Here is a 24,815-nt window from a genome sequence, read left to right on the forward strand (position 1 = left end):
GAATAGTGAATCACGTCATGAATAAAAGCCTCACCCCGATTATTGCCGCCATTATCTATGCCTTCATCGCCATTTTTTCCGGACTGGTATCTGTAGGCCTTGTGGATTTTGCTGGCCATCGTTATGGCATGCTGCTCGCTGTACCAACGCTAATCGTATTGGGGCTGATTTTTATTGCAGATCGGTATGTTCTTTTTCTGCTGGTATTACTCGTGCGAGCGTCCATTGACCAGATACTGGATACCACCAAATTTGCGGGGATCGGCCTGGGAGGGGCATTAAATGCGTTAATCATCCTGATTGCTTTTCTTGCTTATTTACAAGCAGATAAACATATCCGCAAAATTCTTTTCTCGATCTGGTTACCATTTTTAGCGGCATACATCATTGCAATTGTGCTGTCACCAGAACGCGTACCTTCCATTAAATTATATTTAAGCCTGATTTCTACAGCCGCTGTTTTAATGCTAGGCATGCATTTGGTGAAGACCGAAAAGGACTTCTTTAAGTGGCTGAAAATTATCTTGTTATCGAGTGTTATTCCTCTGCTTTATGGATTTGTGATGTTAGCCGTGCATTCGATGCACCACTTTGGTAGTCGAATAAACAGTACCTTTAATCATCCCAACGTGTTTGCGTTTTACTTGGTATTGGTCATTTCCATTGGATTTTATGCATGGAAATCTGAAAGTGACTTTTTGGGTAAGAACTTGAAAAAATGGTTACCCATTTATCTGGCGATATTGTGTCTGATGCTGGTATTAACCCAAACACGGAGCGCTTGGCTTGGATTTGCTGCTTTCTTTACAGTCTATGCGCTTTTATATGAGCGTCGTTATCTTATTCTCGTCGTGGCAATGCCCATCGTCGCTCTCATGATCCCCGAAGTCAGGGACCGGCTGAATGACCTGTCTTCAGGGAACGAGATGGTGGGCTACGCTAAACTTAACTCTTACGCGTGGCGCAAGTATCTCTGGGAGTGTGCAATGAACTGGATGCAACCGGCTAAATATATATTTGGCTATGGGGCTGAAAGCTTCAAACATTATTCGATAGACTTTTTCCCGTTGGCAGGGCCTACGGGTGCAGCTTCCCATAACATCTACTACCAAGTGTTCTTTGAAATGGGGATTGTGGGCCTGCTCGCGTATATCTGGCTTTATCTGAAGGCTGGATTGGTGATATTCAAATTCTGGAGTCGAAACCGATTGCTGGTCTTTGTATCGGTTAGTTTGATCGTTGAATATTTAATGTTCAGTTATTCCGATAACATGATGTATTACCTTAACTATAACTGGTATTTCTGGTTTTTTATTGGATCGGTGATGGGATGGCTGACTAGGATTGAGCCTGCAGCAGATTCGCCGGTCATTGATGGTGAAGTTGGATCATTGAATTCCAGAATGGTAGAGAAAATTTGAACATTGCGTATTTCATTAATCAGCACCCATTAGTAAGCACCAGTTTTATTCGTCGCGAGATCAATGCTCTGGAACGAAACGGGTGCAAGGTTTTCAGAACGGCCATACGAGGCTGGCTTAGCCCGGTTGTCGATCCTGGTGATATTCGGGAGAGAGAGTTAACGCGCTACATCATGCGAGCGGGTGGGCTTGCTCGCATTAGTGCCATACTGAGCACCTTTGTACAGCAACCGGCGCTGTTTCTTAAAACGGTTTTGTTGGCTATTAAATTGGGCTTTCGCTCTGAAAAAGTATTCTTTTATAGTCTGATTTACTTTTCCCACGCTTGCATATTGCGCGAGTGGTACAAAGCAGAAAACATTGACCATGTGCATGCGCATTTTGGTACCAACTCAACGGAGGTCTTGATGTACTGCAAGCTTCTCGGTGGGCCGAGTTACAGCTTTACAGTACATGGCCCGGAGGAGTTCGATAAAAACAAGCTGATCCACCTTAAGGAAAAGGTGAATCACGCCAGTTTTGTCATTGCGATCAGCGCCTTCACAAAAAGTCAGCTGTTTCGCTGGGTGGACTTTAATGACTGGTCAAAAATTCATGAAGTGCATTGTGGACTGGAAGCGGATTTTTACAATGTCAGTCCTGTACCTGTTCCAGATGTACATCGTTTGGTTTGCGTTGGGCGTTTGTGCGAGCAAAAAGGGCAAATGCTTCTGGTGGAGGCAATCGCTTTGTTGGCTGCCCGCCAGCATAAAGTGAAGCTGGTATTGGCGGGGGATGGTGAGATGCGTGCGGAAATTGAAGCCCAGATACGCAAGCACAAGCTTGAATCGCAAATCAGCATCACCGGATGGATTACAAGTGCCCAGGTGCGCGAGCATATGCAAAACTCCAGCGCGATGGTATTGCCAAGTTTTGCAGAAGGGTTGCCGGTGGTCATTATGGAGGCAATGGCACTTAAGCGCCCCGTATTAACAACGTATGTTGCTGGTATTCCGGAGCTGGTAGTGGATGGTAAAACGGGCTGGTTATTCCCGGCTGGGGACGTGGAAGCCCTGGCAAGTGCAATACAAGGCTTTATGGAAACGCCAGCTGCTGAGTTATCGGCGATGGGCGAGCGCGGCCATGAGCGTGTGATTGCACGGCATGCGGTAGATACGGAAGCTGAAAAGCTGATTGCACTTTTTCAGTCCTTGCCTTCCTCGCAGATACATTAAGCAAGGTGAGCAACACGCGTCGAAACATGATGCAGCATCTGGTAAAACTGTGGAAGTTTGCCTTGGTGGGTTGCGTGGTATTGGTGCTTGATACCTTGATGTTTACTGCATTCATGCAGTTTGGTTTGAGGCCGAATGTAGCGAGGATTGCAAGCGTGTTTTTAGCCATGGTCTGCTCATGGATATTGAATCGAGTATTTACATTCAAGGCAGGCAAGCCAGGCCTAAACTTCATGAGCGAGTGCGGCGCATTCATGCTTTCCCAATCACCTGGCGCAGTGATGAATGCTGTGGTGTCGCTGTGGGCGTTTCACCATATTGCCATAGCCGCAACGTATCCTTTGATTGCGGTGTTTTTAGGAAGCTGTGTAGGGATGCTGCTTAATTACCTGTTAGCCAGTCGATACATTTTCAAACATTAATGCGGAGCGAACACAGGCTACGCCATCACTCTTTTTTTGACTGAACGTAAATACTGAGGTGACACTGATACATGCAATACATTGATCTCATCTGGTTCGTCGTCGGCGTTGTCCTGTTTGTCCCGACCAGCTATTTTTGCCTGCAAATTGCCATGGCGTTTTTTTATTCAAAACAAACGTCCGATATGCACGCCGCTACTCCATCGCTGGCGATACTGGTCCCTGCGCATAACGAAAGCAATGGTATTGGCGTCACGCTTAAGTCGCTGCTGGCGCAGGTCACCATCCCAGAGAGCATTATCGTGATTGCCGACAATTGTACTGATGATACGGCGCAAGTTGCCCGCCAGTATGGTGTTAGCGTTATTGAGCGCCATGATGATGTAAAGCGAGGTAAGGGCTTTGCTATGGACTATGGCATGCAATACCTCAAAACCACCGTGCAGCCGCCGGAGATTGTGATGATTGTGGATGCTGATTGTTGGGTAGGACCCAATGCCATTCCAACGCTGGCACAAACCGCTATGGTGCGTCAGCGACCCGTGCAAGCACTTTACTTGATGGTTTCGCCTGAAGCCGGTGCTCTCAAGACACGGCTGGCCGAGTTTGCCTGGGTGGTTAAAAATCAGGTACGTCCGCTGGGCTTGCGCGTGATGCAAGGACCATGTCAACTGATGGGCACGGGCATGGCGTTTCCATGGGCTTTTATTTCAAAGGCCGATCTCGCCAATGGGCATTTGGTAGAAGACATGAAGCTGGGACTGGATGCAGCCAATGACGGTCATGCGCCCATTTTTTGCCATGAAGCGCTCGTCAAAAGTGCATTTGCTACCAATGAGGCCGGGGCTGACTCTCAGCGCACACGATGGGAGCATGGGCACATCAGCATGATTTTTAATACAGGACTTCCTCTGGTATTGAAAGGTTTACTCACTCGCAATGCCGAGCTGGTCGCGATGGCACTGGATATCTGTATTCCGCCTTTGGCGTTGCTCGTCATGTTTTTGGGTGGCTACATTGTCATAGCAGCGATCATCGCCTTATTCGGATATGCTGGATCACTGGTATTAGGTGGCGCGATGCTAGTGCTGTTGATATTCGCGGTGATGGCTGCATGGGCTAAATTCGGGCGGCACGCCATTCCTTTGTGGATGCTGGCGTATGCGCCTTTTTACGCCCTCAAGAAAATTCCCTTGTATCTGAAGTTTCTGGTCAAGCGTCAAGTGGAGTGGGTACGCTCGCAGCGCGATTAAGTTTGGCCCGCATTCGCCTCTTGTCGCTGATTGGAGACGCGGTGGTTAATGATGGGTAACTTGATTGCAAACATAATTTTTTTCGGCCCTTTTTATCCGTCGTCATTTTGAGACATGGGCTGAGATGTGGCTCCCATGGCTGATTTAAGGTCACTGTTTATAAACCGTATTTAATTTCAGGCTGGTTTGATAATTCGGGCCTGCTATTTGCTTAACTGATAACCGACAACGCATGCAAACTCGTTCTAATAAACAAGATGAATCAATGAACCATATACAGCTTTTTAATATCAAGATTGACGTGCTGGATATGGCAGGCAGTGTGGCTCGCATATTTACCTGGCTGGACGATGATGTACGAGAGTGCCGGTATGTGGTGACGCCGAATGTCGACCATGTGGTTAAGCTTAGTGAAAACACCGCATTCAAAGATGCCTATGATCAGGCTTCGCTGGTGGTGGCAGATGGCAAGCCTGTGGTGTTGGCTTCAAAGTTATTGGGAAAGCCTTTGCCTGGCACCGTGCCTGGGAGTGATTTGGTCCCGGCCTTGTTTACCCATGCACAATCACTTAACAACAAGGTGTTACGTGTCTATTTGCTGGGCGCCGGCGCTGGCGTGGCAGAGCGCGCTGCCGAGTATATTCATGCACAATGGCCTAACGTCAGCGTGGTTGGTTTGTATAGTCCGCCCATGGGCTTTGAAAAAAGCCCTGAAGAGTGCGAAAAGATTTGTACCCAGATCAATCAAACGCAAGCAGACTTGCTGGTGATAGGCTTGGGAGCGCCCAAGCAGGAACTATGGGTGGCTAAATATCAGTCAGCGTTGAAGGTAAAGGCGGCGCTCTGCGTCGGCGCGACCATTGATTTTCTGGCTGGCGAGAAACCGCGGGCTCCGATGTGGATGCGTCGATGCGGGGTTGAGTGGCTGCACCGCATGGCATCCGAGCCCAAAAGGCTGGTATCCCGATATCTGAACGATGCCATGGTGTTTCCACGACTATTCTTGAAAGAATGGTTGAAAAAGGATTGATCTAGCCCTGCTAACATAGGGCTGGAGGGGAATTGAATAATGTCGAAAATTGATTTGGGGAAATGTAAATGAAAATAGTGCCAGTGATATTGTCGGGTGGATCCGGGACACGCTTGTGGCCATTATCAAGGCAGGCCTTGCCCAAGCAATTGTTACCCCTGACTTCCGGACATTCCATGTTGCAGGAAACCTTGCTGCGTCTCAACGGCGTTGAGTCGATTGAGTCGCCTATCGTTGTTTGCGGTAATGATCACCGTTTCCTGGTGGCAGAGCAGTTGCTGGAGATCGGCAGCAAGCCCAAGGCGATTGTCCTTGAGCCGGTTGGCCGTAATACCGCGCCTGCCATTGCCGTTGCGGCGAGCCGTTTGCTGCAGGAAAGTACCGATGATGTGCTCATGCTGGTATTGCCTGCGGATCATGTCATTCAAGACAAGGCGGCTTTCTCCGCCGCCATTGCCGTTGCTGCACAGACAGCAAAAAGTGGGCGTCTGGTGACGTTCGGCATCAAACCTACGGTGCCAGAAACCGGCTATGGCTACATTAACGGTGGTGCGGCGTTGGCTAGTTGCCCAGGTAGTTTTGAATTATCCCGTTTTGTTGAAAAGCCTAATCTTGAAACAGCCAAGCAGTATCTTGCCTCTGGAGATTACTACTGGAACAGCGGTATGTTCCTGTTCAGCCCCAAGCAATACATGGAAGAGCTTGCCCAATTTGCTCCTGATATCGCCAGCAAGGCGAGCGAGGCACTGGAGCAAAGCTATACCGACCTTGATTTTGTGCGCCTGCATGAAGCCAGCTTCAAGGACTGCCCATCGCAATCGGTAGATTACGCCGTGATGGAGCACACGCGGAACGCCGCCGTTGTTCCTGTGGATATTGGTTGGAGTGATGTCGGCTCTTGGACGGCTCTTGCTGACGTACTGGACAAGGATGACGCCGGCAATGTCACTGTGGGTGATGTCTACCTCAACGGCGTAAAAAACTCCATGGTACGTAGCGAAGGCCGCATGGTGGCTGCGCTGGGGGTTGAAGACCTGATCATCGTGGAAACCAGCGATGCCGTGCTTGTGGCGCACAAGGATGCGGCGCAGGATGTGAAGAAAATTGTCGACTACCTCAAAGAGCAGGGCCGCAAGGAGCATGAATATCACTCCCGCGTATATCGCCCTTGGGGTTGGTATGAAGGCATTGACGCTGCTGAGCGTTTTCAGGTCAAGCGCATCATGGTCAAGCCAGGCGAAAAGCTCTCATTACAGATGCATCATCATCGAGCAGAGCATTGGGTGGTGGTTAGTGGTACCGCCATCGTCACCAAAAATGGCGAAGCCGAAATGCTCTGCGAAAACCAGTCTACCTATATTCCCATTGGCGCTACACATCGCCTTGAAAACCCGGGCAAGTTGCCTTTGCATCTGATTGAGGTGCAATCAGGCGGCTATCTGGGTGAAGACGACATTGTGCGTTTTGAAGATACATACGGCCGCAGTTGATCTGGGTTGAACAATAAAAAGCGTAACGGGCTAGTTTAAGTGACACAAAATACATTGCCACGCATTACCTACTATCCTTATTTTCATACGGGTAACCAGTACACAGAGCGGATGATCGAGCTTCACTCGACTTTCGCCGAGGTTGTACCGTTTGAGGGTTTTTATAAAGCGCTCAAAACAATGGTTGCCCGTGGATTCAAGCGCAATGATTTTTCGGTCATCAACTGGCTGGAAACTGAATGTCTGGATCGAAGCACCAAGCGATTTTCACTCACGAGGGCTGGCAGTTTGTTTGTAAAGCTGCTGGTCTTGAAAGTGGTGACGAAAAATATCGTCATGGTGGTGCATAACTACTACCCACATGGGGCTGCCAAATCGGATATACCCAAAATTCTTCGTTTCATGCGCCTCATGGAGAAACTCTCCGATGTGGTGATCTCGCATTCGGGTGCCGATGTCGGGCGTTATGAGTATGTGCCCCATCCGCTTTATCAGTTCAAGAGCAGTCCGCCGTCACTGCAAGTGCCGGAGCTCGCGCCCTTGCAGGGCAAACCCTATTTCATCGTGTTCGGGCGCATCATGCCTTACAAGAATGTGCATGAGCTTATGAAAGTGTGGCCAGCAGATATGCATCTTCTGATTGCCGGTATCGTCGGCGATGAGGCGTATGTGCAAGAGTTACGTGCGCAAGCGTCGGACAATATTCATTTTGCGGCCAGAGAGCTATCGGATGACGAGGCAAAGGTTGTGGTTGAGCAGTCGCAGGCGGTGATTATTTGCCACGCAGAAGACAATGTCGTGGTGAGCGGCACGTTTTTTTTCGCCATGTCCTTGAAAAAGCATGTGATTGCGCTTGAAACGCCCTTCATGGCGTGGGCTGCCCGTTCATTGCCAGACGGATATGTCGCGGTCAGCCCGGATGTGGCAGGCGTGGCTCAAGCAGCCGCGCAGTTCCGGCCTGAGATTTCGATCCAGCCAGCGATTGCTGAAGCCCATTTTGGCGATACGGTGATTACGGATGCATTAAAAAAGGCCTATCGTTTACATTGAATACAGCGATCAGCGTTTCAAGAGCGCTGCGCTAAATAGCTAAAAATGAAGAAGGGAAGACGATGAAAGTTTTGGTAGTAGGCGGTGCCGGGTACATTGGGTCGCACATGGTCAAAATGCTGTTGAGCGAGGGCCATGAGGTCATTACGTTTGACAACCTGTCGTCGGGCTATCGCGATGCGGTGGTTGGCGGCACTTTTGTACAGGCGGATCTCGCCGACAAGTCAGCGCTGGATGAGGTGTTCGTGACATACGCACCCGATGCAGTCATGCATTTTGCCTCATACATTCAGGTCGGCGAATCGGTTCGCCATCCGGACAAGTACTATCTCAACAACTTCACCAATACCATGAATCTGCTGGATGCCATGGTGAAGCATGGGGTGAATTACTTTATTTTCTCGTCAACGGCAGCGGTATTCGGCGAGCCGGAGTATGTGCCGATTGATGAAGCCCATGCGAAAAATCCTCTCAACCCTTATGGCCGTTCCAAGCTCATGGTGGAGCAGGCGCTCGGCGATTATGAGCGCGCCTATGGCATCAAGTCGGTTTGCCTGCGCTATTTCAATGCGGCAGGTGCTGATCCTGAAGGCCAATTGGGCGAACGGCATGAGCCAGAGACGCACCTAATTCCTCTGGTGTTGCAGGCCATCTCCGGCCGGCGCGACAACATTACGGTGTTTGGTCGCGATTACGATACGCCGGACGGTACTTGCATCCGTGATTACATTCACATTGTGGATTTGTGCAGCGCGCATTCGCTGGCGTTGCGAAAATTGATGGAAACCAATATCAGCCGCCGCTACAACCTGGGCAATGGTGCCGGATTCTCTGTGCAGCAAGTCATTGCCGCGGCACAAAAAGTGACAGGCAAGCCTATCAAGGTGGCGGAGGGCGAGCGCCGTGAGGGTGACCCTGCACGACTGGTGGCCGATGCTTCCCTGGCTCGTAGCGAGCTGGGCTGGACGCCAGTCTATGCGGATCTGGAAACCATCATCCAGCATGCCTGGCAGTGGGAGTCCAAAACAGTTGGCAAGCCTGTTTGATTGGTCCTTAAGGGCTATTTAATATTTCGGTCATTGGTGTACATTACATTAATGATTTTTATCACGATGATCGCAACCCCTTTTCAAGCGATCATCCAACCTGTTGGGAGATTAAACTCAAATGCGTCAAAAAAATGTCACTAAGGCAGTCTTCCCGGTCGCGGGCCTGGGTACGCGTTTTCTGCCGGCTACAAAAGCCAATCCCAAGGAAATGTTGCCTGTCGTCGACAAGCCACTGATTCAATACGCGGTTGAAGAAGCGGTTGCTGCAGGCATCACCGATCTTATTTTCATTACCGGCCGTAACAAGCGCTCCATCTCTGATCACTTCGATATGGCCTATGAGCTTGAAAACGAACTGGAACGCAATGGTAAGAAGCAATTGCTGTCTGTCGTGCAGAATATTGTTCCCAAGAATGTGAACTGCATCTACATCCGCCAAAACCAGGCGCTGGGCCTGGGCCATGCGGTCAAGCTGGCCAAGCCTGTGGTCAATGACGATCCATTTGCCGTGATTCTGGCCGATGACTTGATTGATGCCAAAGTGCCTGTGGTCAAACAAATGGTAGATGCCTACCAATATTACCGTTGCTCCTTGCTGGGCGTGCAGGAAGTGCCGCGCGATCAAACCAAGAGCTACGGGATTGTCGCAACACACCCGATGAGCAATGGTATTGAGCAGGTTGCAGGTATTGTAGAGAAGCCAAAGCCGGAAGATGCGCCATCCAACCTCGGTGTTGTTGGCCGTTATATCCTGACTCCCCGTATTTTCCACCATCTGGAAAACCTGCAAGCCGGTTCCGGTGGCGAGTTGCAATTGACGGATGCAATTGCCAGCCTGTTGAGCGAGGAGCAGATTCTGGCGTACCGCTTTGAAGGTACGCGTTACGATTGCGGCTCCAAGTCCGGCTTCCTGGAAGCCACCGTGCGCCTGGGTCTCAAACACCCTGAGTGCGGCAAGGATTTGCGAGCCCTACTGGAAGCCATCGCTGCTGAAGGCGCTGCCAGCAAGAAGAAGTAAAGTGAAACCTTACCGCTGCGTGGTCATGCGGTAACTTTTCAAGGTCGAGGGCGCCAATGTGGTGCCCTCGATGTATTTTCGCGGCTGGTTTTGCGGCTGTTTTTTGATGGGCTTGCCGCTCAGCTTTTCATATTGCTCCATTACCTTGGGCACATACGCCTGGGTTTCTGCATATGGCGGAATCTCGTTACCGTATTTTTCCACCGCGCCTTCACCAGCGTTGTACGCCGCAATCGCCAGATCCAGCCGGCCTGGGTATTTTTTTTGCAACTGGCTGAAATAGCGTGTGCCAGCCTTGAGGTTGGCAGACACCGAGCTGGCACTATTGCTGACCCCAAAGCGGCTGCCGGTTTCTGGCATTACTTGCATTAATCCCAAGGCACCTTTGCTGGAGATGGCATCTTGCCGATAACCAGACTCGACTGCGATAAGGGCATGCACCAGACACGGGTCCAACCCGGAGCTGCGAGCGGCGGAGAGAATGGATTTGGCATGCGGCTTGGCGGCCAGCAATTGACGCTGGAGTGCCAGCTCATCTGCGGATGGTTGCAATTGATAAGGAGTGCTGGTGCCGCAGGGGATGGCATCATGTGACGTGGCATCGCCTGCCCATGCCAGAGGCAGGCCTGAAATAAAAAGGGCGGATACCGCCATGTTAAATCTGCAAATTAACTGCATACGATTTAAAATATTGCCAGTTCAGAGTGCATGCTTGCATGTTAACAAGAAAATGCCGCTTTAACAGCGCGCTAACTCCGCCACGGAATCACTGCTCAACTCATGACCACTACTGCTGTCGACACACCAAACCCATCTGCCGAAAACCATACGCCCATGATGCGCCAATATCTGGGGATCAAGGCCCAATATCCAGATATGTTGGTGTTTTATCGCATGGGCGATTTTTATGAATTGTTCCATGACGATGCCGAGAAAGCCGCCAAGCTGTTAGGCATTACCCTGACCAAGCGTGGTGCGTCGAATGGCGAACCCATACGCATGGCAGGGGTGCCTTATCATGCCGCCGAGCAATACCTCGCCAAGCTGGCCAAACTAGGGGAAGCTGTCGCCATTTGTGAGCAAATTGGCGACCCTGCCAAAAGCAAAGGGCCGGTAGAACGGCAAGTCACGCGTATCCTGACGCCAGGCACCCTGACAGATAGCGCTTTGCTGGACGACACCCGGGATAATCTGTTAGTTGCCGTATCAGCCGGGGAGGGCATTGTTGGCCTGGCCCGCATTAACCTGGCTGCCGGCCAGCTTGTGCTCACTGAAGTTGCCCCAGGACTGCTCGCGCAGGAGCTGGAGCGTATTTCTCCTGCTGAATTGCTGCTGGCCGATGGTTACCAGCATCCCAGCATTGAAGCACTCAAGTGCCCAAAAAAACGCCTGGCACCGTGGCAGTTTGATCTCGACTCCGCCACGCAATTGCTGACCCAGCAATTCAATACGCATGACCTGGCTGGCTTTGGCTGCGCCGACCTGACGCAAGCCATCTCGGCAGCAGGGGCTTTGCTCGATTACGTTCGACATACCCAGCGCAGCAGCCTACCGCATATCAATGCCTTGTCGGTGGAGCAGAGTGGCGAATATATTCAGTTTGATGCCGCCAGCCGCCGCAACCTTGAAATCGACCAAACCCTGCGTGGTGAACCGACGCCCACTCTTTATTCGCTGCTGAATACCAGCCGCACGGCGATGGGTGCACGCCTGCTACGGCACTGGCTGCACCATCCACTGCGTGATCATGCGGCGATACAGGCACGCCTGGAGGCCGTTGCTGCGCTATTGCACGGCGATGCCCTACAAACGCCACGGCGCCTACTTAACAACATTGGCGATATCGAACGCATTACCGCGCGCGTGGCCTTGAAAAGCGCCCGCCCTCGCGATCTTTCCGGGTTGCGCGACAGCTTGCAGCAATTGCCCGAACTCCAACAATCCCTGGCAGGCTTGCCATCCGCATTGTTGCAACAGGCAATTGCCTTGCTACAGCCGCCTGCCGACGTCACTTCCTTGCTCGCCGCGGCCATACGTTCCGAGCCCTCATCAGTGCTGCGTGAAGGTGGGGTGATTGCCGATGGCTATGATTCCGAGCTGGATGAGCTGCGCGGCATACAAACCAATTGTGGCGAATTTCTGCTCAAGTTTGAGGCGGAAGAGCGCGCACGTACCGGCTTGGCCAACCTCAAGGTTGAGTACAACAGCGTGCATGGCTTTTACATTGAAATCAGCCGTGCCCAGGCCGAGCATGCCCCGGCCGAATACCGCCGTCGGCAGACCCTTAAAAACGCCGAGCGTTTTATTACGCCCGAGCTCAAGACCTTTGAAGACAAAGTGCTCTCCGCCAATGAGCGTGCCCTGGCGCGCGAAAAAGCCCTGTATGACGCTTTGCTTGATGCACTTGCTCCCTATATTCAAGCCTTGCAGGCCAATGCCCACGCCGTCGCCCAGCTGGATGTCATCGCCACCTTTGCCGAGCGTGCCCAGGCACTGAGTTACGTGCAACCTGAATTTACCGCCGAAGCGGGTATTCAGATCACGGCCGGCCGACACCCGGTGGTGGAGCAACTGGCGCAACCGTTTATCGCTAATGATGTGCAGCTCACGCCTTACCGCCAGTTGCTGTTGATCACCGGGCCCAATATGGGCGGTAAATCGACCTATATGCGGCAGACAGCGCTGATCGTGCTGCTGGCGCATTGCGGTTGCTTTGTTCCCGCTAAGGCTGCACGTATCGGACAGGTAGACCGTATCTTTACCCGCATAGGCGCCTCGGATGACCTAGCTGGCGGCCGCTCGACCTTCATGGTGGAAATGACGGAAACGGCCAATATCCTGCATAACGCCACGGAATACAGCCTGGTATTGCTCGATGAAATCGGGCGGGGCACTTCCACGTTTGATGGTCTCTCGCTGGCCTGGGCCGTCGCGCGGCAATTACTCGAGCGTAATCGCAGCTATACCTTGTTTGCCACCCACTACTTTGAGCTGACACGGTTGGTAGAAGATTTCAAACAAGCCGCCAATGTGCATCTGGATGCGGTGGAACACGGCAATGGCATTGTCTTCCTGCATGCGGTGCAAGAGGGGCCTGCCAGTCAGAGCTACGGCCTGCAGGTTGCCCAGTTGGCTGGTATTCCACGCTCAGTAGTTAACGCGGCTAAACGCAAACTGGTGCAACTTGAGCAACAGAATATACAGGCGGGGCCTCAAGGCGATATGTTCAGCCAGCCTGCTGCCGAACCGCACGTTGAAGTATCCCCCGCGCTTGCGGAGCTGGAGCGCCTGGATCCGGATGATTTGACACCCAAGCAGGCGCTGGAAGCGTTATATAAATTAAAAACTCTACTTTAGAGAAGGTGTGGCGTTGCCGAGTATTTCCAATACTTTCTCAGCGGGCCTGCACAAGCGGGTGCCAAGGGGTGAGACAACAATCGGTCGATTAATGAGTTCTGGGTGCGACTCCATGGCATCCAGCAAGGCCTCATCGGATAAATCGGGGTTTTCCAGATTCAGTTGTTGATAAATATCCTCGGTGCTGCGCAATAAGTCCCTGGCCTCCAGACGTGCATCTCGCAGTAATTTCTCAAGCGTAGCCCGATCTGGGGGTGTTTTTAAATACTCAATGATCGTGGGCTCTTGACCGCTTTGGATTATTAGCTCAAGAGTCTCTCGGGACTTACTGCAGCGTGGGTTATGGTAAATGGTGATCTCTGACATGACGGTGGTTCCCAAAATGAAATGCTGAGGGTAAACAAGCTTATGCTATTCGGCAAGTCTGCCTATTGTCGGCTTCATGATCGCCAGCAGTGCTGTTTGATGATTTGTCTATATTGAGACGATGGCTTGCCGGCCTTCACACAAGCGTCTATGTTATGGGGCGCGGCCTTCACTTGGCCAACTCTCTATCTTCATTCTGATTGGAAAATATCATGTCCCTTAACTTTTACGATGCATCCAGCCCTTTGTTTGTGCGTGGGCTCCGTAACCTGAGTGCAATGCTGGTAAAGGCGGAGACCTACGCTCAGGCGCGCAGTATTGATCCAACCGTTCTGATTGGCGCGCGGCTGGCGCCAGATATGTTTCCCCTATCGCGGCAAATCCAGATTGCCACGGATACCGCAAAGGGGTGTGCCGCCCGCCTGGCAGGGGTTGAGATTCCTGCTTTTGAAGACACAGAGTCCACGTTTGATGAATTGCAACAGCGCATTGCCAAAACAATTGCGTTTATCGAGACGATAACCCCTCAGCAACTGGAAGCAGCCGCCTCGCGGGAGATTCAGCTGAAGTTACGTGGTCGTGAGGTGACGTTTACGGCGCAAGCCTATCTTTTCACGTTCGTGATTCCCAATTTTTATTTCCACATGACCACGGCATATGGGATTTTGAGACACAACGGTGTAGAGCTGGGTAAACCAGACTATTTAGGTGCTTTGAGTTAAAGCCCGAATACATTCAGGGCGCCGCCGCCTGGCGCGGCATTGTATTTAGCGAGATCCCTGAAGGCGCCAGCGGTTCCCGCACCGTCTGATTCCTGGGTAAGGCCTTGATTTAATGCAATGCCTGCCCAGCCGCCAATGCCGGAATACACACCTATGTATTGCTTGCCGTGGTGCGCATAGGTCATGGCATTACCCACCACGCCGGATCCTACCTGGAATTGCCATAGTAGTTTGCCCGAGCGGGCATCCAACGCTTTAAACCAGCGGTCCAGTGTGCCGTAAAACACCAGATTACCCGCCGTCGCCAGCGCGCCACCCCATACGGGATAAGGTTCGCGGTTATACCATTTTGCCTCACCTTTCAATCCATCCCACGCCATGAATCCACCCATGACGCCATCGGGCCCCGGGAACATGGTCAGACTGGCGCCTGCCCAGGGTTGCCCGGCGACATATTTGGCCTCCACTGCTTCATAACGCATGCAAAGGTGATTAAGTGGGACATAAAACATGCCGCTTTTTGGGGAGTAAGCCGCAGGCTGCTCGTCTTTCGCCCCAAGTGCTGCGGGGCAGATATTGGCGGTCTCCTGATCTTCGTGTGTGGAGTAGCGCGAGTCTTTTTGTGGCACGCCAGTGGCGAGATCCACATGCGTTGCCCAGTTCACGAAGGGATGCATTTTGGCGGCGACCAGTAGCGTGCCATCGCGTCTATCCAGCGTGTAGGCAAAGCCATTGCGGTCAAAATGCGTTGCAAGCTTTTGCTTGCCGTGATCCCACAAAATGATCTCATTCACACTGTCGTAATCCCACTCGTCATGCGGGGTGAGCTGGTAACCCCATTTCGCCATGCCGGTATCCAGATCGCGGGCGAATAGCGTCATTGCCCATTTATTATCGCCGGGCCGCACATCGGGATTCCACACCGAGGGGTTGCCCGTGCCGTAGTAGACCAGATTGAGCGCCGGGTCATATGAAAACCACCCCCATACCGGACCGCCACCATGCTCCCAACCATTACCGGCGGCTTGCGGCTTTAGCCATGTGCGCACGCCCAGATCTTTCTCCGGGAATACCAGACGATCTTTGCTTAAGGCTTTGAATGCGCCGCCTTCCTTGTTGCCGCCATGCACATCCTCATAAACGGAGAGGGCACTGTAATGCGGATTGGCCTGATTGAAGTCAGGGCCGATGCGTACATCTTTATCTGGGCCCATGCTGTAAGCCTTCCAGACCTCATGTCCATCGTTGATGGCATAAGCCGCCAGAAAGCAGCGCACACCAAATTCGCCGCCGCTACAGCCCGTCAGTACTTTATCTTTAAACACATAGGGCGCATTGGTGTTGGTGGCCCCGGTTTTGGGGTCATTGACCTGCTTTTCCCATACCTTTTGTCCTGTGCGGCTATCCAGCGCGACCAGCATGCCATTGTTTTGCTGCAGGAAAATCTTGCCATCGCCATAGGCAAGTCCCCTGCTGACGTTGTCGCAACAGAGGATGCCCTGTATATCCTCCGACTGCTTGGGGAAATAAGACCAGATGATCTTCTGCTGATGGTTCAAGTCCAATGCATAAACATTGTTTGGGAATGCGGTGTGCACATACAGAATATCGCCGATGACCAGTGGAGCTCCCTCATGACCACGGGTGATGCCGGTGGAGAAGGTCCATGCGAGTTGGAGCTTGCCGACAGTACTCGCATTAATCTGCTTGAGTCTGCTATATGCTTGATTGAAATTATCTTTTCTTGGGCTTGCCCAATTGTCCTCAAGGGAGAGGGGGGCTCCATGAGCATGGGCGGTGATAAGAATTGAAAGGTAGCTGATTAAGCCAGAAAAGCGATTTGATTTACTCATAAGCACATAACGAAAAACTTGAAAAACCGCTGACAGCGCTTTCATAAATTACAATAATTCAATGCCTTACATTTTTATGCAGTCACAGTAAGGCTCTGAAGATGAGTATTCCTTCAAATTATATTTGACCTCATAATTTTTTGGCCTTCTTGATTTTTGAGTGATGATTTCCATTATTCGATCATAGAAGCCTATATCTTTTAAACTCAGCTGAGTTCTCTCCAGGCTATTGCCCGCCACTTGTATCGTAATGTCAGCACTTTTCTTATTTCCTATTACTGTCCACCCAATGGCAGGAATGGTTTTTTTATAGTCACTTATTTCAATTGGCAATAACTGAGGCTGAGATTGCCAAAACGTACTATTGATCGGCTGAGAAAAAGCCACAATCAAGGATCTCAAAGACCATAAGCAACTTGCCGGGCCTGAATATGGCTCCAGTATTTTGGTATCTTTGCCACAGTAACCTTGTGTAATGTTTCCATCACTCAAAGCACTCTGCTGAATAAAATATTGCCATGTGGCGTCAAGCGAGCGCTTGGCAACGCCACTTGAAATGGATTGCTGGTCAATGGATTGGCCGAAAATAAGGGGGGCCGGGGCCGCTAAGCGATAGCACGCGCTACGCCCCATGATGGGTATGCCATGGGTGCCTATGAGATATTGATAGTTACTTAAGAATGCTTGCAGGCTTTCGCGTATAAATATCTCATCCAGCGTGGGTTGGATTTTATTGATCCATTGGAGATGGTAATGAAATGCCCAGGCATTATAGAAATCATAGGTGCTGCGATCTTGCGCATCGCCATCTTTGAACCAGCCATCACCGACATAAAATGATTTGATCCGCTGATAGCTGTTTTGCGTGACCTTTGCATCATATGGCTGACCAAGCGAGCCTAGTACAGCATTCACCTGAATGACAAATAAGTGCCAGTTGCTGGCTGGAATTTTTTTGCCGTTCACTTGCCGCAGCCATGTAGCAATATTGTTTTTTTGTTTTTCTTCTAATGTATCCCAGATATATTCTCTCGTTAGCCACACCACCAGCGCTACATCAGCAGCTTCAACAATGGATTGTTGATAGTTGTGCATAGCTCCCCAGTATTCGGCATGCTCAGGGTTTGTCCCATTCACAATACCGGTCTTCAGCAAATTAACCAAATCTACAGAATGCCCATTTTTCAAGGTGTATTGCGTGCCATGCTGACCATATATCCAGGCTGCAAACAAAGGCGCAGTTCTTGTAAATCCCTCGATGCTGGCTACCTCTGCCCCCTGTTCCATGGGGCTTCCCTCATAATAAGCTCTTGTATTACCATCACTTTTATTCGCGATAAAACCGGTTAGAAAATATTCAAATAAATGGGTGTAATCTGAAAATGTATTATTTGGGGACGATTGTTGAAAGGGAGCCAATAATTCTTTACTCGATGGAGAGAACTCCTTGCTGAGTATCCAATATGTGCTTGATATCATGAATGTGAATACAATTGCTATCACTACATATCTTGCTTGGATGTTGGTCTTGGCTTTGTGATTCATCTAAATGAGGCTGCTCATAGAGTTAAAATTAAGCTCTTGCATTAGCATATGTATAGGTTCTAATTGAAGCACACAAGATGACGCAGGATAGTATATTCTTTTAATTTATCAGCGTTAAATGAAGTCTGTTTGGAAAAATATAACAAGAAAAAATGATATTCAACTTTCAAGACAGGGTATGAAACAACAACTTGCAAAAGGGGTAGCTTGGCTTTCTGCAGCCAAACTTATTGTCAACGGGCTTAGTACCCTAAGCACGCTTATTCTTGCTCGGTATTTGACGCCTGATGATTTTGGCCTCGTTGCTTTTGCTACAACCATGCTTAGTGTTATCAGCGCAGTCACCGAGTTGTCATTGGCTTCTGCCTTGATTCATCACAGAAATCCTACAGATGTTCATTACAACACTGCATGGACATTGAATGTGTTGCGATCATCAACCATAGGGGGCATTTTTTGCCTAGCTGCCCCGTGGATTTCAGATACTCACGGTGACCCTCGCTTGCAATCCGTGATGATGATTCTAGGAATCACGTTGGCACTGAATGGGCTTACCAATCCGAAGATGGTTGTTTTAACCAAAAACCTTGTGTTTTGGCAGGAATTTGTAAGAAATGTCGCTGAACGATTGGCGGGTGTTACGGTAGGTATTGTGATAGCCGTGATTTACCAAAGTTACTGGGCATTGATTGCAAGCACCGTTGTCTCGCAACTGGTCAGTATTGCAGTCTCCTATCTTGTATATCCATATCGCCCGCGAGTCTCGTTCCAGCATGCGAAGCAATTATGGTCATTTTCAATCTGGTTAACATTAGGCCAGATTGTGAACACGCTGAATTGGAAGTTTGATCATTTGTTGGTGGGCTTTCTTTTAGGAAACAAAGCTCTAGGGTATTACACCGTAGGTGACAATCTCTCCACGAAGCCGACACGGGAAATGATCTCTCCTCTTGAAACTACCCTTTTCCCAGGATTCAGCAAAATAGGTGAAGACAAACAAAGGCTGAAGAGTGCATATAGCAAAGCCCAGACCCTTGTGGCCATGATTGCTCTTCCCGTAGGGGTAGGTATCGCCTTGTTGTCATCGTCGATTGTTTTATTATTTTTGGGGGAGAAGTGGGAGCCAGTGATTCTGGTTATCCAGATCATGGCAGGCTCAGTCGCACTTCAAACCCTCAGTTCCGCAGTCCAGCCTCTTGCTTTATCCCAGGGGCAAACAAAATTACTTTTCAAACGTGATCTCATCAGCTTTGCTATTCGGATTCCCTTGATCGTAGTTGGTCTTTGGACGGCAGGTTTGCTTGGGGTTCTGATCGGTAGAGCAATATCCACAGTGGTTAGCGTACATATGAATATGACGATAGTTAAGATGATTATCGGCACATCTATTCGTGAGCAGTGGTTGGCCAATATACGTTCCCTTACTGGGGTCGTAAGTATGGTGGTGCTAGTTGGAGGTCTTCATTATCAACTTGGGGTTGGTCACAGTGTCCTGCAAATGATCACTCATTTGATCCTGTTCATTTTTGTTGGCGCCGTTGCTTATGCATCGGTGGTATTGGGGCTCTGGCTCTTGGTGGGTAAACCCCATGGCCCAGAGCATGAGTGCATTAGTCTGCTGCAATCTCTGATAGGTAAGGTAAAAGCACGGCTGAATAAATAAAAACTATTGGGGAAACATCAAGACATCCGGGGGGGAATCATGCGTGTTTCAATCTATATGCCGACGAAAAATCGTCTGGCCACCATGCAAATGGCGGTAAACTCAGTGCTTGCTCAAACCTACCAGAATATTGAATTACTGGTAGTGGATGATGGCTCGACGGATGGAAGTCGAGAGTATTTGAAAGCGCTCGAAGCCAGAGAAGCTCGGGTTAAGGTTTTTCTGAATTCACAAAGTTTTGGCGCTTGTTATGCACGAAATATTGCAATCCAGGCATCCACGGGTGAGTTTTTAACCGGCATTGACGACGACGATGAGTTCATGCCTCACCACATCGCTGCACTACTGGATTATTGGCATTTCCTAGAGAAATATGAAACTGTGCCGGTGTCATGTATTTTTCCTCAGGCGCTGTCCAGGGTTAATTCTGAATATAAGCTAGGTCAACGCAGAGTGCGAATCGCCTATCAGTCTTTATTCGAGGCTAATTACATAGGGAATCAGATTTTCACTCGACGTGAGTATTTCATTAATACACAAGGTTTTGATGAGAGTATGCCTGCATGGCAGGATCTGGAGTTTTTTTTCCGGGTGGTTAAGACCTATGGTCAAGCACGGCTTATGGATATCCCTACCTATATTTTTGATGAGTCCCCAAGAGCAGATCGCTTGTCCGTTGGAAAAAAACAGCTAATCAGTACATCATGCCGCCTCATGATAGAAAAACATGCGGCGAATGATCCTCGGCAGCAACAAAAATTATGGCTGCAAGTTTTTTCTAGGCATTATGGATTCAAACCTGACCTGCTTGAATTATTGCGATTTATGAGGCTTGGGTTTTGGCCAGGGGGATATAAAAGAATCCTCAAGTCATATTCGTTGAAATTCAAGTATCAGGTTTTTCAAAAGAAAATTATCCAAAAGGACTATAAGGAGCTGGTGTAATTATTGCTACCATATTTCATGGCGTTGACTCGATTGAGGTTTGTGCCTTTAAAACATTAGAGACTTGCAGAAAAGGTATTTTATTCAATGACATGTAGTAGGAAGTCTCATGAAGGATAAACTGGTCAAAGGCGTTGCATGGCTGGGGGCAGCAAAAATTGTCGTCAATATATTAGCGTTGTGCAGTACTGTCGTACTGGCGAGGCTCTTGACCCCCGCAGATTTTGGTTTGGTCGCTATTGTGATGGCATTGCTCGCAATCGTGGAGTCTGTTACGGATTTATCCTTAGCCTCTGCCTTGATTCATCATCAAAACCCGACCGAAGATCATTTTCACACCGCCTGGAGTCTCAACCTGACCAGAGGATTGCTGATTGCGGCGGTGTTTGCATGCGCGGCCCCTTATGTCGCAGATTACTATCACGATAGTCGCTTGACAGAGATCATGTGGGTTATTGGCGCATCCATTTTCGTTACGGGATTCAATAACCCAAAACTGGTTGTTCTCACGCGTGATCTGATTTTTTGGCAGCAATTTGTCATGACCGTTAGCCAAAAACTTGCAGGCTTTGTGGTAGGCGTAACCTTGGCTTTCATATTCAAGAGTTATTGGGCGATCGTGGGAGGAACAGTAGCGTCGCAACTTGTAGGCGTTATCGTAACCTACATGGTTGTACCTTACAGACCAAGATTTTCATATCGATATACGCGGGAGATTTGGTCATTTTCAGTCTGGTTAACACTGGGGAAAATGATCAATACCATCAACTGGAAATTCGATCATTTGATGATCGGTAGCTACCTGGGTACTAAAGCTTTGGGTTTTTATACCGTGGGGGACAATTTGGCAGCGATGCCAACACGAGAAGCCATTCAGCCACTTGAAAGTACTCTGTTCCCTGGATTTAAACATTTGGTTCATGACAAGCTACGCTTGCGTAATGCATATGTTTCCGCTCAAGGAGTAATTACAGCGTTAGCATTACCTTTAGGTGTGGGTTTTGCGGTAATTTCACATCCATTAGTACTACTGTTGATGGGCGAAAAGTGGCTGCCAATCGTCAGTATCATACAGGTCCTTTCTTGTATTTTTGTCTTGCAGACTATTGCATCTCAAGTACATCCATTGGCTATGGCGCTCGGTAAAACCAAAATGTTATTTTATCGGGATGCGGTTAGTATTTGTATCAGAATTCCTATTATTGTAGGTGGGATGATAGTAGGCGGGTTAATGGGCCTTATTTATGCGCGTGCTGTTACAGGTATTCTGGCTCTTGGAATTAATATGTTTTTGGTAAGGAATTTAATTGATTTGAATGTCACCTCGCAAGTTACTTCCAATATACGTTCTATTTTGAGTGCCATAATGATGGGCGTGAGCATATTTTTTATTCAGTCATGGTGGGGGGCTGAAGAAAATTCCTTTGAATTAGGAAAACTTCTTGTACTGTTAGTTAGCGTCGGCTTTATTGTTTACATAAGCTCACATCTCGGGTTTTGGTTGTTAATGAAAAAGCCTTCTGGCCCAGAGGTCGAAATGATCTTGTTAAGCAAAAAATTTGTTGAAAAAATTAAAGCATTCTTTAGTAAAAAATAAGCCAAGGTAAAAATGAAACTTTACACACACGTGATCGAAGAACTAGTAAATGATCTGAAAGAAAAACTTTCTTTACTGTTTGATACAACCAAGCCATATGCGCTGCTAGACTTTCCTGACCATCAGAATGTGGGAGATAGTGCAATATGGCTGGGGGAAGTCAAATTATTAGAGCAACTTACTAAGCGGGCACCGAGCTATGTTTGTACATATAAGAACTTTGACGCTAAAGAATTTGAGGAAAATGTAAAAGAAGGGCCAATTTTTCTTCATGGAGGCGGAAATTTCGGTGACATTTGGCCTTGGTATCAAGATTTCAGAGAATCTATCCTCAAAAAATATCCAGATAGACTAATTATTCAGTTGCCTCAGACACTTGGTTTTAGTTCACAAGATAAAGTTGACCGTTGCGCTAAGGTTATCGCTCAGCATAAAAATTTTATATTGATGACACGCGATAGTGTCAGTTACGATCTTGCGAAGGAAAATTTCCAATGCAAAGTGTTGATGGCACCTGATTCAGCTTTGTGCCTAGGTCCTTTAGAAAAGCAGGGAAAGACCAAGCATAATGTCCTTGTTTTGTCTCGTACAGATAAAGAGAAGGGGAGTTTTGATTTTAACGAACTGACTAGCATTGATGATCATATCAATGCCGACTGGATTACCGAGCCCTCAAATTTTAAGAGCGTGACAAAATTGAGGTCTGCAATAGAAGCACTAGCAACTTTTTCATTATCTAGATCTTCAAGAAGATTTATTTTTTACCAGAATCTTGCCAATGGGAGATTGGATAGGGGAGTTAAGCTGCTATCTTCATGTAATGTTGTCGTTACTGATCGATTACATGCGCACATACTTTCAACATTGCTTGGTCTCCCGAACATTTCAATTGATAATAATTACGGAAAAATTAAGAATTTTATCAAAGCATGGACATCTGAATGTAATATTGTTCATCAGGCTAAGACCCCTAGTGAGGTATTAAGCATTGTTCGTAATAGAGCTTAAAGGTTGAAGTTAATGGGCCGTCCTTACAGCCGAGAATATAGTGCAGTTATAAGAACCTCATCGAGCTTTCCGCTCATCACTGATGTTATTGATGCACTAAGGAAACAATCACTACCTCCAAAAGAAATCATTGTTGTTGATTCAAAATCGTCGGATGAGGATCGGCTTAAGCTTCGTGAAATCTCCGATCAGCTAATCATATATCCTGACGAAGATTTTAATTTTTCCAAGGCTATTAATATTGGTGTTAAGCAGGTAAAAACAGAGTTTGTATTAATAATTAGCTCACATGTTTTAATGCAAGATTCGCGAATTATAGAGCAATGTTTTTCATATGACGAACTGAGAGATGAGAATTGCTTGGGTGCTTGTTTCTACCCGTCTCCCAATATGCCTGAAGGCTATGCTCTTAGTGTAATACATCGTTTTAATCTACTTCCAAATCGAGGCTTTTCAAATTCTTGCGCTATGGTTAAGAAGTCATTCATAGATCAACGGAATTTTAGGGAAGAGGTTTTTTCTGCTGAAGACCAAGAGTGGGCGGCATATTATTTGCGCAAATCAAACAAGAATTTCATTGCTATCAATTGTAATAAATTGCTCTATCTTAATAAAAAAGTTAATGACTTAAAGAAAGTAAATGAAATTGTTGCAATGGCGATGTTTGCTTTTCCTGAGTTGTTGGAAGTTAAGTCGCTACTAAAATTCTTCAGGCTTTCTTTCCGAGCTATCAAAGCTGGAGATTCACGGAGTTTTGTTTTGAATTTGAAGATTGTTGTTGCATTGTTAGTACTCCGGTTTAAAAAGATAAAACGAAAATCTGCATATTATTAAATTGATAGGAAAAGTAAATTGTTAGATTTAACCGTTATTGTTTGCACAAGAAATAGAGCGAAAAGCTTAGCTAAGTTTCTAGATTCGGCCACGGCGCTACACACGCCTGAAGGTTTGAATTGGGAATTCATTATTGTCGATAACGGTAGTAGTGATAACACTATGGAGGTTGTTGCGAGCTTTGCTGACAGATTGCCAATCAGATGTGTTCGCGAAGAAACTCCGGGTTTATCGAATGCGCGCAATTGTGGTGTTCGTGAAGCGCAAGGGGCTTATATATGCTGGACCGATGATGACGTGATATTAGATACAGAATGGTTGGTTTCATATGCAGAGTCGTTTAGAAAACACCCTGAAGCTGTAATTTTTGGGGGAAGAGTGATTCCCGTATTGGAAGCACCAACGCCTACTTGGTTTAAAAATGCCATGGCTGTTTGGCCGTTGAATAGCATCACTGCAACACGAGATTTCGGTGATGAGGAAATTCCTCTGGACTTTAAAAAAGGCCTTAATCCATGGGGGGCAAATTTTGCGGTGCGTACCGCGGAGCAGAAGCAGCATCTATATAACCCGCAACTTGGCGTTGCGCCGACGCACAAACGCACCGGAGAAGAGGTGGATGTGATGTATAAGATGGTGCAGAAAGGAGCCTCTGGTTGGTGGGTCCCCGGGTCTAAGGTGTTACATCAGATACCTCTTAAACGCCAGAGTTTGGCATACATCTATGAGTATTGTTACCAGGCAGGCGAGACCTTTGCCTTTATTCGCGCTCATTATCCAAGCGATAATCACTACTTCATTAATGGTACTCCGCCCGACTATAGTCTTAGCCGATTTCGCTTTTACCGCCGTGCTCTTATGAAGGGCTTTTGTTATATATTGGCGACGCTGATAAGAACCAATCAGCGATTCTATTATTTAGGTAAGTTCGCTTATTATTGGGGTGCTGCATCGTATAAAAATATGAAATAGTCCAAC

21 protein-coding genes are annotated in these 24,815 nt (G+C 48.3%); 17 read left to right on the plus strand and 4 right to left on the minus strand.

Annotation, left to right across the window (positions count from 1 at the left end):
- Window positions 1–17: 17 nt before the first annotated feature.
- From LG204_RS08445 to galU, 9 genes are all read left to right on the plus strand, one after another.
- The gene (locus tag LG204_RS08445) at window positions 18–1,421 is read left to right on the plus strand and encodes an O-antigen ligase family protein (RefSeq protein ID WP_230336856.1); all 1,404 of its coding nucleotides are present in this window, start codon (window positions 18–20) and stop codon (window positions 1,419–1,421) included.
- A complete protein-coding gene (locus tag LG204_RS08450; RefSeq protein WP_230336857.1) occupies window positions 1,418–2,635 on the plus strand; it encodes a glycosyltransferase family 4 protein in 1,218 nt (405 codons plus the stop codon). The genes LG204_RS08445 and LG204_RS08450 overlap by 4 nt, the downstream gene beginning before the upstream one ends.
- A gap of 26 nt (window positions 2,636–2,661) precedes the next feature.
- On the plus strand, window positions 2,662–3,057 hold the full coding sequence (locus LG204_RS08455; RefSeq protein WP_230336858.1) for a GtrA family protein: 396 nt from the start codon (window positions 2,662–2,664) through the stop codon (window positions 3,055–3,057).
- Window positions 3,058–3,128: 71 nt separating this feature from the next.
- Entirely contained in the window at window positions 3,129–4,310 is a 1,182-nt protein-coding gene (locus tag LG204_RS08460) for a glycosyltransferase family 2 protein (protein ID WP_230336859.1), read from the plus strand.
- 265 nt (window positions 4,311–4,575) lie between these two features.
- Window positions 4,576–5,340, plus strand: a complete 765-nt coding sequence (locus LG204_RS08465; RefSeq protein ID WP_230336860.1) for a WecB/TagA/CpsF family glycosyltransferase — start codon at window positions 4,576–4,578, stop codon at window positions 5,338–5,340.
- A gap of 68 nt (window positions 5,341–5,408) precedes the next feature.
- Complete coding sequence (locus LG204_RS08470; protein ID WP_230336861.1) at window positions 5,409–6,830, plus strand: mannose-1-phosphate guanylyltransferase/mannose-6-phosphate isomerase; 1,422 nt, start codon at window positions 5,409–5,411, stop codon at window positions 6,828–6,830.
- A gap of 39 nt (window positions 6,831–6,869) precedes the next feature.
- Window positions 6,870–7,880 (plus strand): glycosyltransferase family protein, encoded by a 1,011-nt coding sequence (locus tag LG204_RS08475; RefSeq protein ID WP_230336862.1) that lies wholly within the window; start codon window positions 6,870–6,872, stop codon window positions 7,878–7,880.
- A gap of 62 nt (window positions 7,881–7,942) precedes the next feature.
- The gene (galE, locus tag LG204_RS08480; protein ID WP_230336863.1) at window positions 7,943–8,926 is read left to right on the plus strand and encodes a UDP-glucose 4-epimerase GalE; all 984 of its coding nucleotides are present in this window, start codon (window positions 7,943–7,945) and stop codon (window positions 8,924–8,926) included.
- 121 nt (window positions 8,927–9,047) lie between these two features.
- Window positions 9,048–9,947 (plus strand): UTP--glucose-1-phosphate uridylyltransferase GalU, encoded by a 900-nt coding sequence (gene galU / locus LG204_RS08485; RefSeq protein WP_230336864.1) that lies wholly within the window; start codon window positions 9,048–9,050, stop codon window positions 9,945–9,947.
- A gap of 9 nt (window positions 9,948–9,956) precedes the next feature.
- On the opposite strand, the gene LG204_RS08490 is transcribed toward galU, so the two are convergent.
- The gene (locus tag LG204_RS08490; protein ID WP_230336865.1) at window positions 9,957–10,601 is read right to left on the minus strand and encodes a lytic transglycosylase domain-containing protein; all 645 of its coding nucleotides are present in this window, start codon (window positions 10,599–10,601) and stop codon (window positions 9,957–9,959) included.
- A gap of 126 nt (window positions 10,602–10,727) precedes the next feature.
- Here LG204_RS08490 and mutS point away from each other — a divergent pair, with 126 nt between their 5' ends.
- Window positions 10,728–13,304 carry a DNA mismatch repair protein MutS gene (gene mutS / locus LG204_RS08495; RefSeq protein ID WP_230336866.1) on the plus strand — a complete coding sequence of 859 codons (2,577 nt, stop codon included), beginning with the start codon at window positions 10,728–10,730 and terminating at the stop codon, window positions 13,302–13,304.
- Here the strand turns inward: mutS and arsC are convergent.
- The gene (arsC, locus tag LG204_RS08500; protein WP_230336867.1) at window positions 13,296–13,670 is read right to left on the minus strand and encodes an arsenate reductase (glutaredoxin); all 375 of its coding nucleotides are present in this window, start codon (window positions 13,668–13,670) and stop codon (window positions 13,296–13,298) included. The two genes, mutS and arsC, sit on opposite strands and share 9 nt — an antisense overlap.
- A 212-nt stretch (window positions 13,671–13,882) precedes the next feature.
- On the opposite strand from arsC, the gene LG204_RS08505 reads away from it, so the two are divergent.
- Entirely contained in the window at window positions 13,883–14,392 is a 510-nt protein-coding gene (locus LG204_RS08505; RefSeq protein ID WP_230336868.1) for a DUF1993 domain-containing protein, read from the plus strand.
- Here LG204_RS08505 and LG204_RS08510 read toward each other — a convergent pair.
- Both LG204_RS08510 and LG204_RS08515 read right to left on the minus strand, forming a co-directional pair.
- Window positions 14,389–16,245, minus strand: a complete 1,857-nt coding sequence (locus tag LG204_RS08510) for a methanol/ethanol family PQQ-dependent dehydrogenase (protein WP_230336869.1) — start codon at window positions 16,243–16,245, stop codon at window positions 14,389–14,391. The two genes, LG204_RS08505 and LG204_RS08510, sit on opposite strands and share 4 nt — an antisense overlap.
- A 66-nt stretch (window positions 16,246–16,311) precedes the next feature.
- Window positions 16,312–17,790 (minus strand): DUF2264 domain-containing protein, encoded by a 1,479-nt coding sequence (locus LG204_RS08515; RefSeq protein WP_230336870.1) that lies wholly within the window; start codon window positions 17,788–17,790, stop codon window positions 16,312–16,314.
- A gap of 118 nt (window positions 17,791–17,908) precedes the next feature.
- On the opposite strand from LG204_RS08515, the gene LG204_RS08520 reads away from it, so the two are divergent.
- The 6 genes from LG204_RS08520 (at window position 17,909) to LG204_RS08545 (ending at window position 24,809) form a co-directional block, all read left to right on the plus strand.
- Window positions 17,909–19,453 carry a lipopolysaccharide biosynthesis protein gene (locus LG204_RS08520; RefSeq protein WP_230336871.1) on the plus strand — a complete coding sequence of 515 codons (1,545 nt, stop codon included), beginning with the start codon at window positions 17,909–17,911 and terminating at the stop codon, window positions 19,451–19,453.
- 39 nt (window positions 19,454–19,492) lie between these two features.
- A complete protein-coding gene (locus LG204_RS08525; RefSeq protein WP_230336872.1) occupies window positions 19,493–20,398 on the plus strand; it encodes a glycosyltransferase family 2 protein in 906 nt (301 codons plus the stop codon).
- A gap of 109 nt (window positions 20,399–20,507) precedes the next feature.
- Window positions 20,508–21,995 carry a lipopolysaccharide biosynthesis protein gene (locus tag LG204_RS08530; RefSeq protein WP_230336873.1) on the plus strand — a complete coding sequence of 496 codons (1,488 nt, stop codon included), beginning with the start codon at window positions 20,508–20,510 and terminating at the stop codon, window positions 21,993–21,995.
- A 12-nt stretch (window positions 21,996–22,007) separates the two neighbouring features.
- Window positions 22,008–23,003, plus strand: coding sequence for a polysaccharide pyruvyl transferase family protein (locus LG204_RS08535; RefSeq protein WP_230336874.1), 996 nt, complete (start codon window positions 22,008–22,010; stop codon window positions 23,001–23,003).
- Window positions 23,004–23,015: 12 nt separating this feature from the next.
- Window positions 23,016–23,837, plus strand: coding sequence for a glycosyltransferase family 2 protein (locus LG204_RS08540; RefSeq protein WP_230336875.1), 822 nt, complete (start codon window positions 23,016–23,018; stop codon window positions 23,835–23,837).
- Window positions 23,838–23,855: 18 nt separating this feature from the next.
- Window positions 23,856–24,809 (plus strand): glycosyltransferase, encoded by a 954-nt coding sequence (locus tag LG204_RS08545; RefSeq protein WP_230336876.1) that lies wholly within the window; start codon window positions 23,856–23,858, stop codon window positions 24,807–24,809.
- The last annotated feature ends 6 nt before the right edge of the window (window positions 24,810–24,815 follow it).

Origin of the sequence: Methylovorus menthalis (genome assembly GCF_020523625.1) — a bacterium.
Classification (GTDB): Bacteria; Pseudomonadota; Gammaproteobacteria; order Burkholderiales; family Methylophilaceae; genus Methylovorus; species Methylovorus menthalis.